The following is a 14,986-nucleotide window of genomic DNA, read 5'->3' on the forward strand; positions in this document are numbered from 1 at the left end:
TTTTTGTTTTTCGGGGTGGGGGGGGGGGGGGCGCCGGCGGGGGGGGGGGGGGGGGGGGCCGCGGGGGGGGGGCCCCCCCCCCCGGCCCCCCCCCCCCCACCGCTGGGTGTCACTGCCGACGAGGCGTCACCGCGGGGCGGAGACCGAGGTGTCCAGCGTGCTCAGCGTGATGACGATCCCGCTGGTCAACACCATCCCGGCCAGTACACGGGCGCGGGCGCAGGCGCGGTTGCGGCCCTTGAGGGCGATCCCGCCCGCCGCGTCCTGCTCGACGGTGGCGGCCTCGGTGACGTCGGCGTCGGCGTCGGCGGAGGTGGCGGTGGTGAACTGCTGGTCCATGACGGTGATCCCCTTCGGATGACCCGTGCGGGCGAGCACGGGGTGGGAGGCGGAGGAAGGCCGTGGTGCTGACGAGCGGTCGGGCGAAGGTGCGTGGGTCGGTCAGTGGATCGGTCGGTGGTCAGGATGTCCCAGGAGCAGAGCGGAGGGGACGGTCTCGGGGCGGGCCAGGCGGAGCAGGCCGTAGCCGATGCCGGACAGTCCGGTCAGCAGCCCGGGGGAGGGCACGTGGTCGGGAGTGGCACATCGGTGGCCCTGAGCCTCGACGAGGGCGAGCACCTGCCCGGTGCGCCGGGTGAGGGTCTCGGCCGCGGTCGCGTCACCATGTTCGGCGAGCACGGCCAGGGCCTCCAGCGTGCCGAGGGTGCCGTGCCCGAGGCTCAGGCCGGGGTACACCTCGGTCTCCGTCAGTCGGTTCCGGACCGAGGGCGCGTCGTGTCCCACGGCGGCGGCCGCCACCCCGGCGAGTCCGGAGCACCAGGACGGGTCCTGTGCCGTGGCGGGGGCGTCCTGGAGCGCGGCACGGAGCATGGCGTGGGCGGTGGCCGCGTGCGCGGCGGCGCGTCCGGGCCGACCGGCCGCGTACCGCAGCAGCGCCCAGCCGACGCCCGCGCCGCCGTCCGCGAATCCAGGGACTCCGTCGGCGTCGGCCGTCATGGCCAGCAGCCGGTCCGCGACCGCGTCCGCGAGCCGCAGGGCGGCGGGCGCCCCGGTCGCCTCGTGCACCGCGACCGCGGCGGCCAGCGCTCCGGCCGTACCGCCGGCCAGCCCCGGATCCGGGCAGGCCGCCACGGCGTGGCCGAGCGCGGTCAGCGCGTCCGGCAGACAGTCCGTCAGGTTCTCGTCCAGCAGGGCCGACAGCCGCACCAGGGCGTACACGATGCCACCGAGCCCGTCGTACGCCCCGGGACCGGCCGCCGCACTCGACTCGGGATCGGCGGCCAGCCCCTTCAGCAGGGCCGGCAGGGGTGTCACGGCCTCCCGGGCCAGCGGCGCGTACCTGTCGCCCCCGGCCAGCGCGTCCGCCTGGGCCAGGAACAGCGCGACCCCGCAGTAGCCCTGCGCGAGTCCGGCGCCCATGGGCAGCACCGCCCAGTGCGGGCCCGAAACCCGTTCCAGACCCAGCCAGTTGGTCCGGCCCTCCGAGCGCACCGCGCGGGCGGCGATCTCGTCGGCGATCCCGCAGGCCGCGGCGAGCAGCCGGGACGGCTCCGGCACGACGGCGGGCACCGGTGCCACGGTCAGCTCGGACCTGGGCCGGTCCTGCGGAGCATGGGCGCCGCGGGCCGCTAGCGTGGCGGCGACGATCCACTCCTGGTCGTGGCAGTCGACCTCGTCCATCCGGGCGATCTTCTCCCGGACCGCGGTCAGACTCGCCACCGGGAGCAGACCGGGCAGCCAGGTCCCATCGGCCGTCCGGACCCCGGTCCCGGACGGCCGATGGGCGAACAGGGGTACGTCACCGCGCCACAGGTCCGCCGTCTCGTGCTCGACGAGCCGGCGGCGCGTCTCGTCCTGCTCGGACTCGGTCCACAGGACGGCGAACACACCCTCCCGGGCCAGCGCGTCACCGAGCAGCGACGGATGGGTGGACTCCTCCAGCAGCGTCGCGTACAGCCGGGTCGAGCGGACGATGAGGCGCGCCGGACTGTCGCCCCGGGCGGCCAACGGGCCGTCGGCACCGTCCAGTTCACGGCCGTGTGCGGCGATGGTCGCGTAGGCGGTGCGGAAGCCCTCCAGCAGGGCCGCCCGGTGGTCGGCGCCGTCCAGCGGACGGCCGTCGGGCAGGGGGTGGTTCTGCGCGGCCGGGCTGAGCACGGGGGCGCGCACGGCCCGCATGGTGTCCGTGCCGCTGTCCTCCCAGCGCAGCCCCTCGCTCGGGTAGGTGCCGTCGGTGGACCGGCCGAGCGCGGAGATGTCGAGCGCCCCGTGCTCGCCGATCAGCAGGTGGGGCAGCAGGCAGGTGCGGTGCACGGAAGCGTGCAGGGCGTCCGCGGCCGGGTCGGCGCCGGCCGTCATGGCCTGCGGGAGCCCGGTGTGCAGCAGCGTCTCGGCGTCCACCAGGACCGGCTGGTCGCCGCAGGCGATGACGTTCTCGTAGTGCATGTCCGCGCCGTCCACCGCGTACAGCAGGGCCAGCAGCGCGCCCTGCCGCCGGTAGAAGGCGTCGGTCTCGGTCACCGACCGGCACCAGCGGTGTTCCACGAACTCCAGCCAGCCGTATCCGTCCCGGCGAAGACCGCGCGGGCTGCGCAGCCCGAGCCCGGGCACCTTGGCGTTCAGCCAGCCCACCAGGTCGTCCAGGAGAGCGTGCTGCTCCAGCGGCCGGGGCTTGTACACGATCCGGTCGCCGCTCGAGAAGTGCAGGATCGCGACCGCCCGGTTGCCCTGGTGCGCGTCACCCAGGCCGAGGTCGGCGCGGGTGAGCGCGCCGGGGATCCGGCCGTCGAGGAGACCGGCGGTCAGGTCGTCCCGGTCGGCCTGGAACCGTCGTACGAGTTCGGCGGCGGCCTCGGCGGCGTCCAGCGCGGTCTGCCCGAGCATGCGGGCGAGCACCGGGTAGGCGGCGAACAGCCCGCCCAGACCCTGCCGGGTGCGTGTCTTGGAGAGGAAGGAGGTGAACCGCTCGCGCGGTCCGGCTCCGGCCAGCCGGCCGGCCCGTCGCGCCGAGGTGAGTTCGTGGACCAGGGTGCGTGCGGCCTGCCGGACCAGCTGGTGCGTCAGCCGCTCCTCGAACGCGCCTCGCCAGACCGCCCGTTCGGCCTCCGGCAGCCCCTCCAGCAGGCTGTCCAGCCGCGCGGCGGCCGGGGCGACGAGGGGTCGTACGACGGGAGCGAACGCGTCGGGTCCCGCGCCGCCGCCGGTGCTCCCCTCCACCGTTTCCTCGGTGGCCGCGTCCAGGGCCTGTTCGACGTACCACGCCCAACGGGGCCTGTCCGCACGGGCCGCCAGCCGCTCGGCGGGCTCCAGCGCGAGCGCCGCCACCGTACCCGCGTCCACTCCGAGGTGGGCCAGCCGCGCGGCGAAGCCCTCCGCGTCCCCGGCGGCCCAGGGGGCGCGGACGGCGGCGGTGCCGGTCGGCGCAGCGGGAAGGTCCGGGGCGGCGAGCCGTTCCGCGAGGGACAGCGCCGGGGCCCACCAGTCGAGCGGCAGGCCGGCGCTCCGGGGAGTCGGGAGGCTGGCGGTCTCAGTCACGAGACGAAGGTCGCAGAACCGGTACGTCCCCCACATGGGGAAGTGACCCCCATATTCTCCCGGGGCCCCCACCCCACTGGGGCCCGGCCTCACCCACGGCGGAAGAAACCACAGGTCGGCTGGGGTGTTCCCGCAACCCCCGGGTAGGGGCGGCGAGTTCGCTCCCGGTTCGCGACAACCAGGCTCACCCGCCGGTACGGCCCTCGCACCCGCCCTCCGGACGGCATGCGACCCCCATGCCCCCGCACTCCCCACCCCCACCCGGCCTTCACACAACCTCCCCGGACCCGCTCCACGGCGCCATGACCGGCTCCCTCCCGCCCATCGCCGGGGGCCGACACCCACCGGGCGGGAAAGGTGGGGGACTACTACCGATGCTCCGCACCTGACGACGCAGCAGTGTGTTGTGCAGTACCCCAGACCGCCCGCCACTCTGACGACCGGGCGGACGACCTTCCAAGGAGAGCAGATGGGAGCACCCGTACCCGTCGGTGTGGTCGCCCTCGACCCGGTGCTGGAGGCCGGCACCCGCAGTACCCTGCTCGCGTGCCCGGGGCTGGCCGTGTGCGAGCCCGGCGACGCACGGGTCGCGGTCCTCACCGTGGACCGGCTCGGCCCCGCCGAACTCGACATGGTGCGCACGACCCGCGCCCACCCGAACCGCCCGGCCGTTGTTCTGGTGGCCGGCGCCCTCGCCTCCGGTGACGCCCTGCACGCCCTCGCCGCCGGCGCCCGCGGCCTGCTGCTGCGCCGGGAGGCCGACTCCGCACGCCTCGCCCACGCGGTGCTGGCCGCCGCACGGGACGACTGCACCCTGCCTCCCGATCTGCTCGAACAGGTCCTCGACCGGCCGGGCTCGGCCCGGCACACGACGGGCGGCTGGGCCGGCAGCGCCCTGTCGGAGCGCGAGCGTTCGGTCCTGCAACTGGTCGCCGACGGGCACGAGACGGCGGAGATCGCCCAGCGCCTCGCCTACTCCCCGCGCACGGTGACCACGGTCGTCCACGACATCACCCAGCGTTTCCGGCTGCGCAACCGCGCCCACGCGGTCGCCTACGCATTGAGGGCGGGCCTGCTGTGACGACCACATTGAGCGCACCCACCACCGGCGGTGCGCTCCGGATGCGCGTCCTGTCGCCCCGGCACGCGGATCGTGTCCGCACCCTCGCTCGCCGCGCCGGTCTGCACCAGACGCCCGGCCATGATTCCCCCACCCCCACGGTGATCGTCGCCGACGATGCCGAGCAGGCGCTGCGGGGCGTCCGTGACCCCGGCCCGCTGCTGCTCGTGTGCGACAACGTCACGCGCAGGGGCCTGATGCTGGCCCTCCGCGCCGGAGCGGTCGTCCTCAGGGCCGCGGACCTCACCGAGGACACCCTGACGGCAGCCTTCCGCAACACCGGCCATCCGTACCGGAGCATCCCCTACCCGGTGCTGTCCCACGTCCTCACCAGCGGCTCGCAGCACGGCGCACCGGCGCCGACCGGGGTGCACGCCGCCCTGACGGCCCGCCAGACCTCCGTGCTGCGCCTGATGGCCGAAGGGAACGCCAACGCGGACATCGCCCGGCTGCTGTCCTGCTCCGAACACACCGTCAAGAACGTCATCTACGAGGTCATGTCCCGCCTCCAGGCCCGCAACCGCGCCCACGCGGTGGCCCACGCGGTACGCCACGGCCTCATCTGACGCCGTGCCGCAGGCCTGCCGACGCCCTGAAGGCGCCTCAGAACGACGGTGTCGGCAGCAGCCGCGGCTCGATGCGCTCCTCGACCGCCCGATCGCCCTGCCGGGAGACCAGGTAGGCGCCCTTGCCCGGCAGTTCCGTCACGGCCTCGACCAACTCGGTGCCCCGGTAGACCAGGCCCACCCCGTCGTCGGTGCAGTGGGAGCTCGGCAGGGTGCCGTCCGCGACGAGGCGGTGGATCAGCGGGCGCCGGCCCTCGTCGGAGTCGTAGTGCACACCGTTGCCGTACGGCAGCAGGCCGAGGGCGTCGGTGACCGGGCGCAGCTCGGGCCCGTAGGAGTCCGTCGCGCCGCCCCGGAACCAGCAGATGGAGCCCGCGCTCACCCCGGCGAGCACCACGCCCGCCTGCCAGGCGCGGCGCATCACGGCGTCCAGGCCGTGCACCCGCCACACGGCGAGCAGGTTGGCCACCGAGCCGCCCATCACCCAGACCACGTCATGGCCGAGGACGGTGCCCTCGACGTCGTCGACGTTCGGCATGGGGAACAGCTGCAGCGGGGTGAGGTCGAAGCCCGCCACCCGGGCCGCCTCGGACACCCGCGCCGTGACGTGTTCCGCGTCCCCCGTGGCCGTGCCGACGTACAGGATCCGCGGGCGCCTGCCGTGCACGCCGGAGAGTTCGACCGCGTGGTGGACCAGGGCATCGAAGAGCACCCGGGTGCGCCCGCCGACGCGGTGCCCTCCCGAGGTGGCGAGGATGGTCGGTTCGGGTGCCGTCACGCGCGTGATCGTATCGCGGTGACTCCGGGGGAGACAGGGAGGAATCGTGGAGGCGAACACCACGAGCCTCGGGTGGCGCAGCCGAACAGCCCAGTGGGGGCCGGACGTTGGACCGGCCCCCACTGCTCCCCTCCGGTGAGCTCCCCCTATGGACTGCGCAGCGCCACGGCGGCCGCGTACCCGGCCGGCACGAGGACGTCCCGCAGGGTCCAGTGCGCCGCCGGTGCGACCGGCAGCGGTCCGGTGCCGACGTAGTCCAGCGCGGGATCGCGCACCAGTCCCGTGCCCAGACCCTTGAGGTAGGCCTCCTTGCGGACCCAGGCCCTGGTGAACGCCGCCGGACGCTCGTGCGCGGGCAGCAGGGCCAGCTGATCCCGCTCGGCCACGTGCAGCGCGGACTGGGCGCTCAGCACTGCCTGCGCCGTGGCCAGCCCCTCCACGTCGACGCCGACCGGAGCGGCGGCGAGCGCCACCAGCACCAGGCCCCCGCTGTGCGACAGGGAGAAGTGCACCCCCGGTGTCGTCAGCGCCGGCCGGCCGTGCGGTCCGCCGCAGCCCGCGCACGGTTCGCGCACCAGCGGCAGCGCGTCGGCCCGCATGCCCAGCAACACGCTCAGCACGTTGCGCAGTGCCGCGTGCGCCACGACATAGGCGTCCCGGTCCCGGGCGTGCCGGAACGCACGGGCACGCGCCCGCTCCTCCGCGTCCAGCAGCTCCTGCGCACAGCGCAGCGCGTGTTCGTCCAGGGCGCCGACCTGGGCCTGGTACAGCTCCAACGGCCCGTCCAGCGTCCGGGGCCGAGGGACGTACGCCTGGCGCCGCAGACCCGACAGGTCCAGCACGGCGGGGCAGAGCCGGCCCGGCGGCGGGGCGTTGGCAGGGCGGGTCAGGAGCCGGCCCGGGTGGCGCTCAGACATCAGCCCCGGCCAGCCGGCGGCGCAGGCTGAGCGGGCGCATGTCCGTCCAGATCACGTCGATGTGGTCCAGGCACTCCTGCCGGCCGCCCCGCCGGCCCTCCGGGTACCAGCCCGCGGGCAGCTCGCGGTCCGCGCGCCAGATCGAGTACTGCTCCTCCTCGTTGCGCACCACGAGGTACACCTCGTCGCTGTCCGGGCCGGCCTCCTCGCCGCCCGTACCGGTCGCCAGGTTGTCGTGCGTCACGGTGAACCTCCCGCAGATGATGGGCCGGCCGCAGGTCAGGGGCCGACGAGGTCAGCGTGCCCGCGGCCGCGCACCCCGGGCAGGGACGAACGCGCCGATCCGGTGGCGCGCGTTGCTGCCGGATCTTCTCTGGTGGCGGGTGGCCGTACCGCGGGACGGTGCTGACCGGTCGCGGGGAGCCCGGCACCCGGAACACCCCCGGCGGCGCCTGCCGCCCGGCCGAGCCACGCGATTCCCGCGCACCCCCTTTCCGGAAGGAGCCACGCGATGTCGGACGAGCACGCACCTGTCCTGCTGCCGGGCGGAGGCTGGCGGCTGTGGGAACAGTTCGCGCTGCGCGGCCCCGGCTTCCCCGCCGACGGCGTCCTGCGCCTCGCCCCGCCCGGACTGGCCGAGGCCGCCGACAAGTTCGGCCCGGACACCGACCTGTCCGGCACCGAGTGGCAGGCCTTCACCGAGGACGTCTCCGAGGCCGCCGTACGCACCGCCCACCACCTGCAGGAGATCGCCGCCCAGGCCCGCTTCCAGGCGGCCCTGGCCTGGCAGAACCCGGCCGTCCTGCGCACCGGCATCGCCCCGTTCCTGCGCTGGACGCCCACGGCGGAGAGCCGTAGCAGCATGCCCCGGCAGCGCGAGGAGCTGGTTGCCCACTACTGGCAGCGGTTCTGCGTGAAGAACGACACCATCGGCTTCTTCGGCCCGGTCGGCTGGGGCCAGTGGGACCCGGCTGCGCCGGAGGCCGTCGCCGTCGACCCCGGGCAGGGCTTCCTCGCGGCGTCGGAGGTGTACTTCTCCGCCTGGGCGATCGACGCCCTCGCAAAGGTGCTGGCCGAGGACCGGGACCTGATGCGCTGGATACCGCCCCGCCGGGTGTCCTTCGTACGCGGCGCGGACGGCGCGGTGCGGGTACCGGGGCGGCCGGCCCAGCAGATCGGCGCCACCGAGCTGGCCGTGCTGGAGCTGTGCGACGGCACCCGCCACCCGGACGCGATCGCCGACGCCCTGGGCATCGAACCGGGCGAGGCGGCCCGGATCGTGGGCGAACTGGTCTCCCGCCGCTGGGTGCACTGGAAACTGGAGGTCCCCGCCGCCACCCGTCCCGACCGCGCCCTGCGCCGCATCCTGGAGCGCGTACCCGACGAGGCGGCCCGCGACCGGGCGCTCGCCAGGCTCGCCGTGCTGGAACGCGGCCGCGACGCCGTACGGGACGCCGGTGCCGACGCCACCGCGCTGACCGCCGCGATCGGCGCCCTGGAGGCCGACTTCGCCGTGCTCACCGACAGTGAGGCCCAGCGTGCCAAGGGCGAACGCACCGCGCCCTGCCGGGGGTTGGTGTACTCCGACGCCCGCCGGGCGGCGACCGCCACCGCCGGCACCGGACTCCTCGCCCATCTGGAGCCGCTCCAGCTGTGCCTGACCGCCGCCCGCTGGATGACCAACCGCTTCGCCGACGCCATCCGGACCCGCCTGCGCGCCGTCCACGACCGGCTGCACGCCGACGGCGCGCCCGTGGACCTCGCCACCCTGTGGCTGCACACCCTGCCGTCCCCGCACCCGGACGCCGCCGACCTCATCGACACCGCCCAGGCCGAACTGCGCGCCAAGTGGTCGAGGATCCTCGACCTGCCGCCGGGGGCGCGCCGGGTCCGGCTGTCCACGGCGGAGCTGGCCGAGCGGGTGCGGCGGGAGTTCGACGAACCGGGCGACGGCTGGTCCCTGGCCCGGTACATCAGCCCCGACGTCCTGGTGACGGCCGAGGACGACGCGGCCCTCGCGCGCGGCGACGTCGAACTGGTCCTGGGGGAGATGCACTGCGCGCTGAACACGATGGGCGCCTCCCTGTTCGTGTACCAGCACCCCGACCGGGACGTGCTCCTCGCCGAGACCACCCGCGACTTCCCCGGCCCGCGCCTGCTGCCCATGCTGCCGAAGGAACTGCCCCTGAAGTGGTCCTCGCGCAGCCGCCCCGCCCTGGACCGGCCCGAGGACCACTACGTCGCCCTCGTCGACCAGACCGGCGACCCGCACCGGCCCCGCACCGTGCTCGGCGCGGACGTCACCGTCGAGGACCGCGCCGGCCGGCTCACCGCCGTCCTGCCGGACGGCACGGCGTACGACCTCCTCGACGTGTACGCCAACACGCTCACCCAGCGCGTCATGGACCGCTTCACCCTGCGCCCGGAGGGCGAGCACACGCCGCGCATCACCGTCGACCGCATGACGGTGGCCCGCGAGACCTGGCAACTCCCTGTCGCCGAGGTGGACTTCGCCGACGAGAAGGCGGAGGCCGCCCGCTTCGTCCGCGCTCGGCACTGGCAGCGCCGCCATGAGCTGCCCCGGTTCGTGTTCGTCGTCTCCCCGACCGAACCCCGGCCGTTCTACGTCGACTTCGACAGCCCCGTGTACGTCACCATCCTCGCCAAGGCGGCCCGCAGGCTCGCCCGCAAGGACCCCGAGGCCCGGCTGAAGGTCAGCGAGATGCTGCCCACCCCGGAACAGGCCTGGCTCACCGACGACGAGGGCCGCCGCTACACCTCCGAACTCCGTTTCGTGGCCGTCGACCAGACCGTCGTCGGCACCGGGGAGGCGTGATGCGGACCGTAGCCGACGACATCGACGCCCATGCCCGGCGTCACCCGCGCCGGATCGCGCTCACCACGCCGTCCGGTGACGTGCCCTACGCCCGACTCGCCCAGCACATCGAGGAGACGGCCCGGATCCTGCGGGCCCACGGCGTCGGCCCGGAGACGGTGTGCGCCGTGGCCGTCGAGCACGGCACCCGGGCGGTGGCGGCCATGGCGGCGGTCCTGCGCTGCGGAGCTGCCTTCCTGACGCTCGACGTGGGGCAACCGCGTGACCGGCTGGCCGCGTTCACCCGCAGCGCGGGCGCCACCCTGCTGCTGACCACCTCCGACCTGGCACCCGCACTGGGCCTGCGGATGCCGTCCGTCCTCCTCGACCAGCCGCACCCGGTGACCCCGGACGACGCACCGCCCGGCCCGGTCGACCCCCGTGCCCTCGCCTACGTCAGCCACACCTCCGGCAGCACCGGGGAGCCGAGTGCCGTCCTGGTCGAACACCGCAGCCTCGACGCGTACGTGCGCGACACGGCCGCCGCGTTCGGCCTCGGCCCGTCCACCGTGGCCCTGCAGACGGCACCCCTCGGGTACGACGCCTCGATCCGGGACACCTTCGTCCCGCTGCTCGCCGGCGCCCGCCTGGTGATCGTGGACCGGGCCCGACTGCTGCGCCCCGAGGAGTTCGTCCGCACGGTCCGCGAGCACGACATCACCGCCGTGCTGAGCGCCACCCCCTCCTTCCTGTCCCACCTGCTCGGGCAGCAGGGGCCGGGCGAACCGCTGGCGGGCGTCGGCCTGGTGGCGTCCAGCGGGGAGTCACTGCGGCCCTTCCTCGCCGCGGGCGGCCGCTCCCTCGTACCCGGCACGCTGGTCAACCAGTACGGCCCGACCGAGTGCACGATGACGACCACCCGGTACGCCGTCCCCGCCCGCCCCGACCCGGCGGCCGACCCGGTGGGCACGCCCCGCGCCGGAGCCGTGATCCGGATCCTCGACGCCGACCAGGCGCCCGTGGCCGACGGAACCGTGGGCGAGGTGTACATCGGTGGCGCCGGCCTGGCCCGCGGCTACGGCGGGCGACCGGCCCGAACCGCAGCGTGCTTCGTACCCGACCCCTACGGTCCGCCCGGCGCCCGCCTCTACCGCACCGGCGACCTCGGCCGGTGGGGACCCGAGGGCCTGCACTACGCCGGGCGCACCGACCGGCAGGTGAAGATACGTGGCTACCGCGTCGACCCGGCGGAGATCGAGGGTGCGCTGCTCGCCCACCCGACGGTCACCGGAGCCGTGGTCACGCCCCACACCGACGACCGGGGACGCGGGTATCTCCTCGCCCATGTCACGGGCGAGCCGGCCGGCACCACCGACACCGCGCTGCGCGCCCATCTCGCCCGCCTGCTGCCGCCTCACCTGATGCCCCGCCGCTTCGAACGACTCGACACGCTCCCCACCACCCGAGGCGGCAAGGCGGACCGCAGGCTCCTTGCCGATGCGGGGAGGGCCGGGAGAGTAGGGGGCGCCGGGCGAGTTGGGAGAGTCGGGGGAGCCGGGGAAGTCGGGAGCGCCGGATGACCGCCACCGACGTGCGCACGGGTGCGACGGTCTGCCGCCCGGGGGCCGCAGAGGCGGGCCCCGGCCCCGTCCAGATGCGCCCCGACCTCGCCGACCCGCGCCCCGGCCCTGCCGACCTGTGTGCCGCCGCCGAGCGCATCGCCCCGTACGTTCTGCACACCCCGCTTCTGTCCGGCCCGGCGACGGCGGTGGACGGTCCGCGTCTGCTGCTGAAGGCCGAACACCTCCAGCCGGCCGGCTCGTTCAAGGTGCGCGGTGCCGCCAACGCCGTCCTCACGCTGGGTGCCGACCGGGTCGTCACCGGATCCTCCGGCAACCACGGCATCGCGCTGGCCCGGCTCGCCCGTACGCTCGGCATCCGGCTGACGGTGGTCCTGGCGGCGGGAGCGGCTCCCGCGAAGGCCGCCGCCATCCAGGCCCTCGGCGCCCGGACCGTGCGGGTGGGCGGCGGAGTGGCCGAGCGGGAGGAACGCGCCCGCGCCCTGGCGAGCGAACAAGACGCCGTCCTCATCCCCTCCTCCGACCACCCGCTGGTCGTCGCCGGACAGGGCACGGTCGGCGCCGAAGTGCTCGCCGACGCCCCCGACACCCGGACGGTCTACGTCCCGACAGGCGGCGGCGGACTCCTCGCCGGCGTATGTCTCGCCGCCGACGGCCACCCGGTGCGCGTGGTCGGCGTCGAGCCCGCGGCCACCCCACGCTACGCCCGGTCCCTGGCCGCGGGCCGTCCGGTCCAGCTGCCGCCCAGCACCACCGTGGCGGACGGGCTGCGCGGCCAGCGCCCCGGATCCGTTCCCTACCCGATCATCCGCGACCGCGTCGACGACCTGATCGCCGTCGGCGACGCCGAGATCCTCGCCGCCGCGGCCCTGCTGCGCCGGTACGGCATCGACGCCGAGCCCAGCGGGGCCGTGGCCCTGGCCGGTGCCCTGCGCGCCGGCCGCCGCGAACGAGCCGTGGCCGTCGTCTCCGGCGGCAACACGCCCACCCGCCTGCACGATCACCACCTCACCCACCCTCACCCGAAGGAGCACACGTCATGACCACGAACACCGCCACCGCCGCCAGCACCCTCGACCTGCTCGTCGGCATCTTCCAGGACGTCCTGGCCCTCGCCGACCTCACCGCCGACACCGACTTCTACGAGGCGGGCGGCGACTCGCTCACCGCCTTCCAGATCACCGGCCGGCTCCAGGAGGCACTGGGCGTGGACCTCCCGGTCTCCCTGGTCTTCGCCTACCCCACGCCCCGCGACCTGGCCGAGGTCGTGGACACGGACTACGGCGTCGCCTGACGCCCCCGGGGTGCGGTCGCCAGGTCGCACCCCTCGAAGCAAGGAAGGCAAGGACAGCCCACCCGCGTTCGCCAAGGAGAGCCCTGCCATGACCGAAGACCTCGTGCCGTCCCTCGGCCGCTGGCGGCTGTGGGAGCAGTTCGCCCTGCGCGGGCCGGGCTTCCCCGCCGACGGCGTGCTGCACCTCGCACCGGAGGGACTGGCCCAGGCGGCCGACAAGTTCGCCGCAGGTGACGCCCTGGACGGCGCCCACTGGGCGGACTTCGCCCACCTCTTCGCCGAGGGCGCCGTGGAGACCGCCCACACCCTGCAGAACATCGCCCGCATCCCCGCCTTCCGGGAGGCGGTCGCCTGGCAGAACCCGACCGTGCTGCGTACCGGTATCGCCCCGTTCCTGCGCTGGACGCCCACGGCGGAGAGCCGTAGCAGCATGCCCCGGCAGCGCGAGGAGCTGGTTGCCCACTACTGGCAGCGGTTCTGCGTGAAGAACGACACCATCGGCTTCTTCGGCCCGGTCGGCTGGGGCCACTGGGACCCGGCCGCGCCGGGCGTCGCGCTCGACACCGGGCACGGTCTGATCGCCGACTCGACCGTCTACTGGGCCAGTTGGGGCATCGACGCGCTGGCGAAGACCCTGGACGCGGACCCCGCCCTGCGCGAGTGGATCGCACCCCGGCGCGTGCCCTTCGTCGCCCTGGACGGGGACCGGGTCCGGGTACCGGGGCGGCGCCCGGTGACGCTGCCGGCCGCGGCCGCGGCCGTCCTCGCCCGCTGCGACGGCATCCGCGCGGCCCGGCAGATCGCCGCCGAACTGCCGGACACCGACGTGCCCGCCGTCCTGGACGACCTGGTCGCCCGCCGCTGGGTGGTGTGGCGGCTGGAGGTCCCCGCCGACACCCACCCGGACCGCGCCCTGCGCTCCTGGCTCGAGTCCGTCGGGGCGCCCGAGCCGCGCCGCCGTGGCCTCGCGGCCCTGGACCGGCTGGAGGTGGGCCGCGCCCGTGTCGCGGCGGCCCGTGACGTCGACGAGCTGGTCGAGGCGATGACCGGCCTGGAGCGCACGTTCGTGGAGTTGACCGACATGCCCGCCGTGCGCGAGAAGTCCGCGTCGACCGCCCCGTGCCGGGCGCTGGTGTACTCCGACACACGCCGGGCCGCCACCGCCCGCGTCGGTCCGGCCGTGCTCGACGCCCTGCGCCCGCTGCGGCCCCTCATGGACAGCGCAGGCTGGCTCACCTCTCGCCTCGCCGAGACGGTGACGGCCGAGGCACAGCAGGTGTACGCGCGTCTGGCCGCCGAGGGCCCGGTCGACCTGGCGTCCTTCTGGTTCGCGTGCCTGCCCGTACTGCACGGCCCGGCGCGCACCGCGGCCACCGAACTCCAACGGGAGTTCGCCGAGCGCTGGCAGCGCGTCCTCGCCGTGCCGGCCGGGGCCCGCCGCGTGAAGGTACGACTGGCCGACATCGAGGCTCAGGTCAGGGAGGAGTTCGGGACGACCGGCGGCGGCTGGACGGCCGCCCGCTATCTCAGCCCGGACGTGATGCTGGCCGCCGACGGCGCGGAGTCGGTCGCGGGCGGCGACTTCACCCTCGTCCTCGGTGAACTCCACGTCGCCGCCAACACGTTGGGCGCCTCGCTCTTCACCCACCAGCATCCCGACCCGGACGAGCTGCTCCGCCTCACCGATCGCGACCACCCCGGCCCGCGCCTCATGCCCCTGATTCCGAAGGAGCACCGCGCCCGTCTCTCGGCCAGGATCCGCCACACCCTCGTACGACCCGTGGACCATCAGGTGGCCCTGGCCGACTTCACGGCGGACCCGGCCCGCCCCCGCACCGTCCGCAGCGCCGACGCCACAGTCGAGGAGCGTGACGGCCGACTGCTCGTCCGGCTCCCGGACGGCTCCGCGTTCCCCGCGACGGACGTCTTCTCCCACGTCCTGACGACCCTGGCGATGGACCTGTTCCGGCTCCTCCCGGAGACGGACCACTCGCCCCGGGTGAGCGTGGACCGCCTGGTGATCGCCCGCGAGACCTGGCGGGTGGCCGCCGCCCGGGCGGAGTTCGCCGACGACAAGGACGAGGCCCGCCGCTTCGTCCGCGCCCGCCACTGGCGGACCGAACTCGGCCTGCCCCGCTTCGTGTTCGTCGTCTCCCCGACCGAGTCCCGGCCGTTCTACGTCGACTTCGACAGCCCCGTCTACGTCACCATCCTCGCCAAGGCCCTGCGCCGCCTCGCCCGCAAGGACCCGGAGGGCGCCGTCACGATCACCGAGATGCTGCCCACCCCGGAACAGACCTGGCTCACCGACGACGAGGGTCGGCGCTACACCTCGGAGCTGAGGTTCGTCGCCTTCGACACCGATCCCAGGCCGTAGTGTTC

12 protein-coding genes are annotated in these 14,986 nt (G+C 75.0%); 7 read left to right on the forward strand and 5 right to left on the reverse strand.

All coding sequences use genetic code 11. The features are described 5' to 3' along the window. Positions 1–126: 126 nt before the first annotated feature. Together ACIRVH_RS40270 and ACIRVH_RS40275 are read right to left on the reverse strand one after the other, a co-directional pair. Complete coding sequence (locus ACIRVH_RS40270; protein ID WP_403964513.1) at positions 127–339, reverse strand: hypothetical protein; 213 nt, start codon at positions 337–339, stop codon at positions 127–129. Positions 340–441: 102 nt separating this feature from the next. Then, positions 442–3,534 carry a type 2 lanthipeptide synthetase LanM family protein gene (locus ACIRVH_RS40275; protein WP_403964514.1) on the reverse strand — a complete coding sequence of 1,031 codons (3,093 nt, stop codon included), beginning with the start codon at positions 3,532–3,534 and terminating at the stop codon, positions 442–444. A 469-nt stretch (positions 3,535–4,003) separates the two neighbouring features. Between ACIRVH_RS40275 and ACIRVH_RS40280 the strand changes: the two genes are divergently transcribed. After that, complete coding sequence (locus ACIRVH_RS40280; protein WP_403964516.1) at positions 4,004–4,615, forward strand: LuxR C-terminal-related transcriptional regulator; 612 nt, start codon at positions 4,004–4,006, stop codon at positions 4,613–4,615. Next, on the forward strand, positions 4,612–5,220 hold the full coding sequence (locus ACIRVH_RS40285) for a response regulator transcription factor (protein ID WP_403964518.1): 609 nt from the start codon (positions 4,612–4,614) through the stop codon (positions 5,218–5,220). Before ACIRVH_RS40280 ends, ACIRVH_RS40285 begins: the two co-directional genes overlap by 4 nt. A gap of 37 nt (positions 5,221–5,257) precedes the next feature. On the opposite strand, the gene ACIRVH_RS40290 is transcribed toward ACIRVH_RS40285, so the two are convergent. From ACIRVH_RS40290 to ACIRVH_RS40300, 3 genes are all read right to left on the reverse strand, one after another. After that, on the reverse strand, positions 5,258–5,998 hold the full coding sequence (locus tag ACIRVH_RS40290) for a Type 1 glutamine amidotransferase-like domain-containing protein (protein ID WP_403964520.1): 741 nt from the start codon (positions 5,996–5,998) through the stop codon (positions 5,258–5,260). Positions 5,999–6,144: 146 nt separating this feature from the next. Next, positions 6,145–6,915 (reverse strand): 4'-phosphopantetheinyl transferase family protein, encoded by a 771-nt coding sequence (locus tag ACIRVH_RS40295; RefSeq protein WP_403964523.1) that lies wholly within the window; start codon positions 6,913–6,915, stop codon positions 6,145–6,147. Then, positions 6,908–7,144: an MbtH family protein gene (locus ACIRVH_RS40300; RefSeq protein ID WP_403964721.1), complete on the reverse strand. Its 237-nt coding sequence runs from the start codon at positions 7,142–7,144 to the stop codon at positions 6,908–6,910. The genes ACIRVH_RS40295 and ACIRVH_RS40300 overlap by 8 nt, the downstream gene beginning before the upstream one ends. Positions 7,145–7,426: 282 nt before the next feature. On the opposite strand from ACIRVH_RS40300, the gene ACIRVH_RS40305 reads away from it, so the two are divergent. The 5 genes from ACIRVH_RS40305 (at position 7,427) to ACIRVH_RS40325 (ending at position 14,981) form a co-directional block, all read left to right on the forward strand. Then, entirely contained in the window at positions 7,427–9,751 is a 2,325-nt protein-coding gene (locus ACIRVH_RS40305) for a lantibiotic dehydratase (RefSeq protein ID WP_403964526.1), read from the forward strand. Beyond that, complete coding sequence (locus tag ACIRVH_RS40310) at positions 9,751–11,310, forward strand: amino acid adenylation domain-containing protein (protein WP_403964528.1); 1,560 nt, start codon at positions 9,751–9,753, stop codon at positions 11,308–11,310. Before ACIRVH_RS40305 ends, ACIRVH_RS40310 begins: the two co-directional genes overlap by 1 nt. Then, a complete protein-coding gene (locus ACIRVH_RS40315; protein ID WP_403964530.1) occupies positions 11,307–12,353 on the forward strand; it encodes a threonine/serine dehydratase in 1,047 nt (348 codons plus the stop codon). Before ACIRVH_RS40310 ends, ACIRVH_RS40315 begins: the two co-directional genes overlap by 4 nt. After that, positions 12,350–12,604: an acyl carrier protein gene (locus tag ACIRVH_RS40320; RefSeq protein ID WP_403964532.1), complete on the forward strand. Its 255-nt coding sequence runs from the start codon at positions 12,350–12,352 to the stop codon at positions 12,602–12,604. The genes ACIRVH_RS40315 and ACIRVH_RS40320 overlap by 4 nt, the downstream gene beginning before the upstream one ends. Before the next feature lie 88 nt (positions 12,605–12,692). Next, entirely contained in the window at positions 12,693–14,981 is a 2,289-nt protein-coding gene (locus ACIRVH_RS40325; protein ID WP_403964534.1) for a lantibiotic dehydratase, read from the forward strand. Positions 14,982–14,986: the final 5 nt, after the last annotated feature.

It is taken from the genome of Streptomyces sp. NPDC101165, from assembly GCF_044768135.1.
GTDB lineage: Bacteria > Actinomycetota > Actinomycetes > Streptomycetales > Streptomycetaceae > Streptomyces.

Bases quoted from the DNA above. Each gene is read 5' to 3' on its own strand.
- ACIRVH_RS40320 (WP_403964532.1), top strand. From the start codon at position 12,350: ATGACCACGAACACCGCCACCGCCGCCAGCACCCTCGACCTGCTCGTC.
- ACIRVH_RS40280 (WP_403964516.1), top strand. From the start codon at position 4,004: ATGGGAGCACCCGTACCCGTCGGTGTGGTCGCCCTCGACCCGGTGCTG.
- ACIRVH_RS40295 (WP_403964523.1), bottom strand. From the start codon at position 6,915: ATGTCTGAGCGCCACCCGGGCCGGCTCCTGACCCGCCCTGCCAACGCC.
- ACIRVH_RS40305 (WP_403964526.1), top strand. From the start codon at position 7,427: ATGTCGGACGAGCACGCACCTGTCCTGCTGCCGGGCGGAGGCTGGCGG.
- ACIRVH_RS40325 (WP_403964534.1), top strand. From the start codon at position 12,693: ATGACCGAAGACCTCGTGCCGTCCCTCGGCCGCTGGCGGCTGTGGGAG.
- ACIRVH_RS40315 (WP_403964530.1), top strand. From the start codon at position 11,307: ATGACCGCCACCGACGTGCGCACGGGTGCGACGGTCTGCCGCCCGGGG.
- ACIRVH_RS40270 (WP_403964513.1), bottom strand. From the start codon at position 339: ATGGACCAGCAGTTCACCACCGCCACCTCCGCCGACGCCGACGCCGAC.
- ACIRVH_RS40310 (WP_403964528.1), top strand. From the start codon at position 9,751: ATGCGGACCGTAGCCGACGACATCGACGCCCATGCCCGGCGTCACCCG.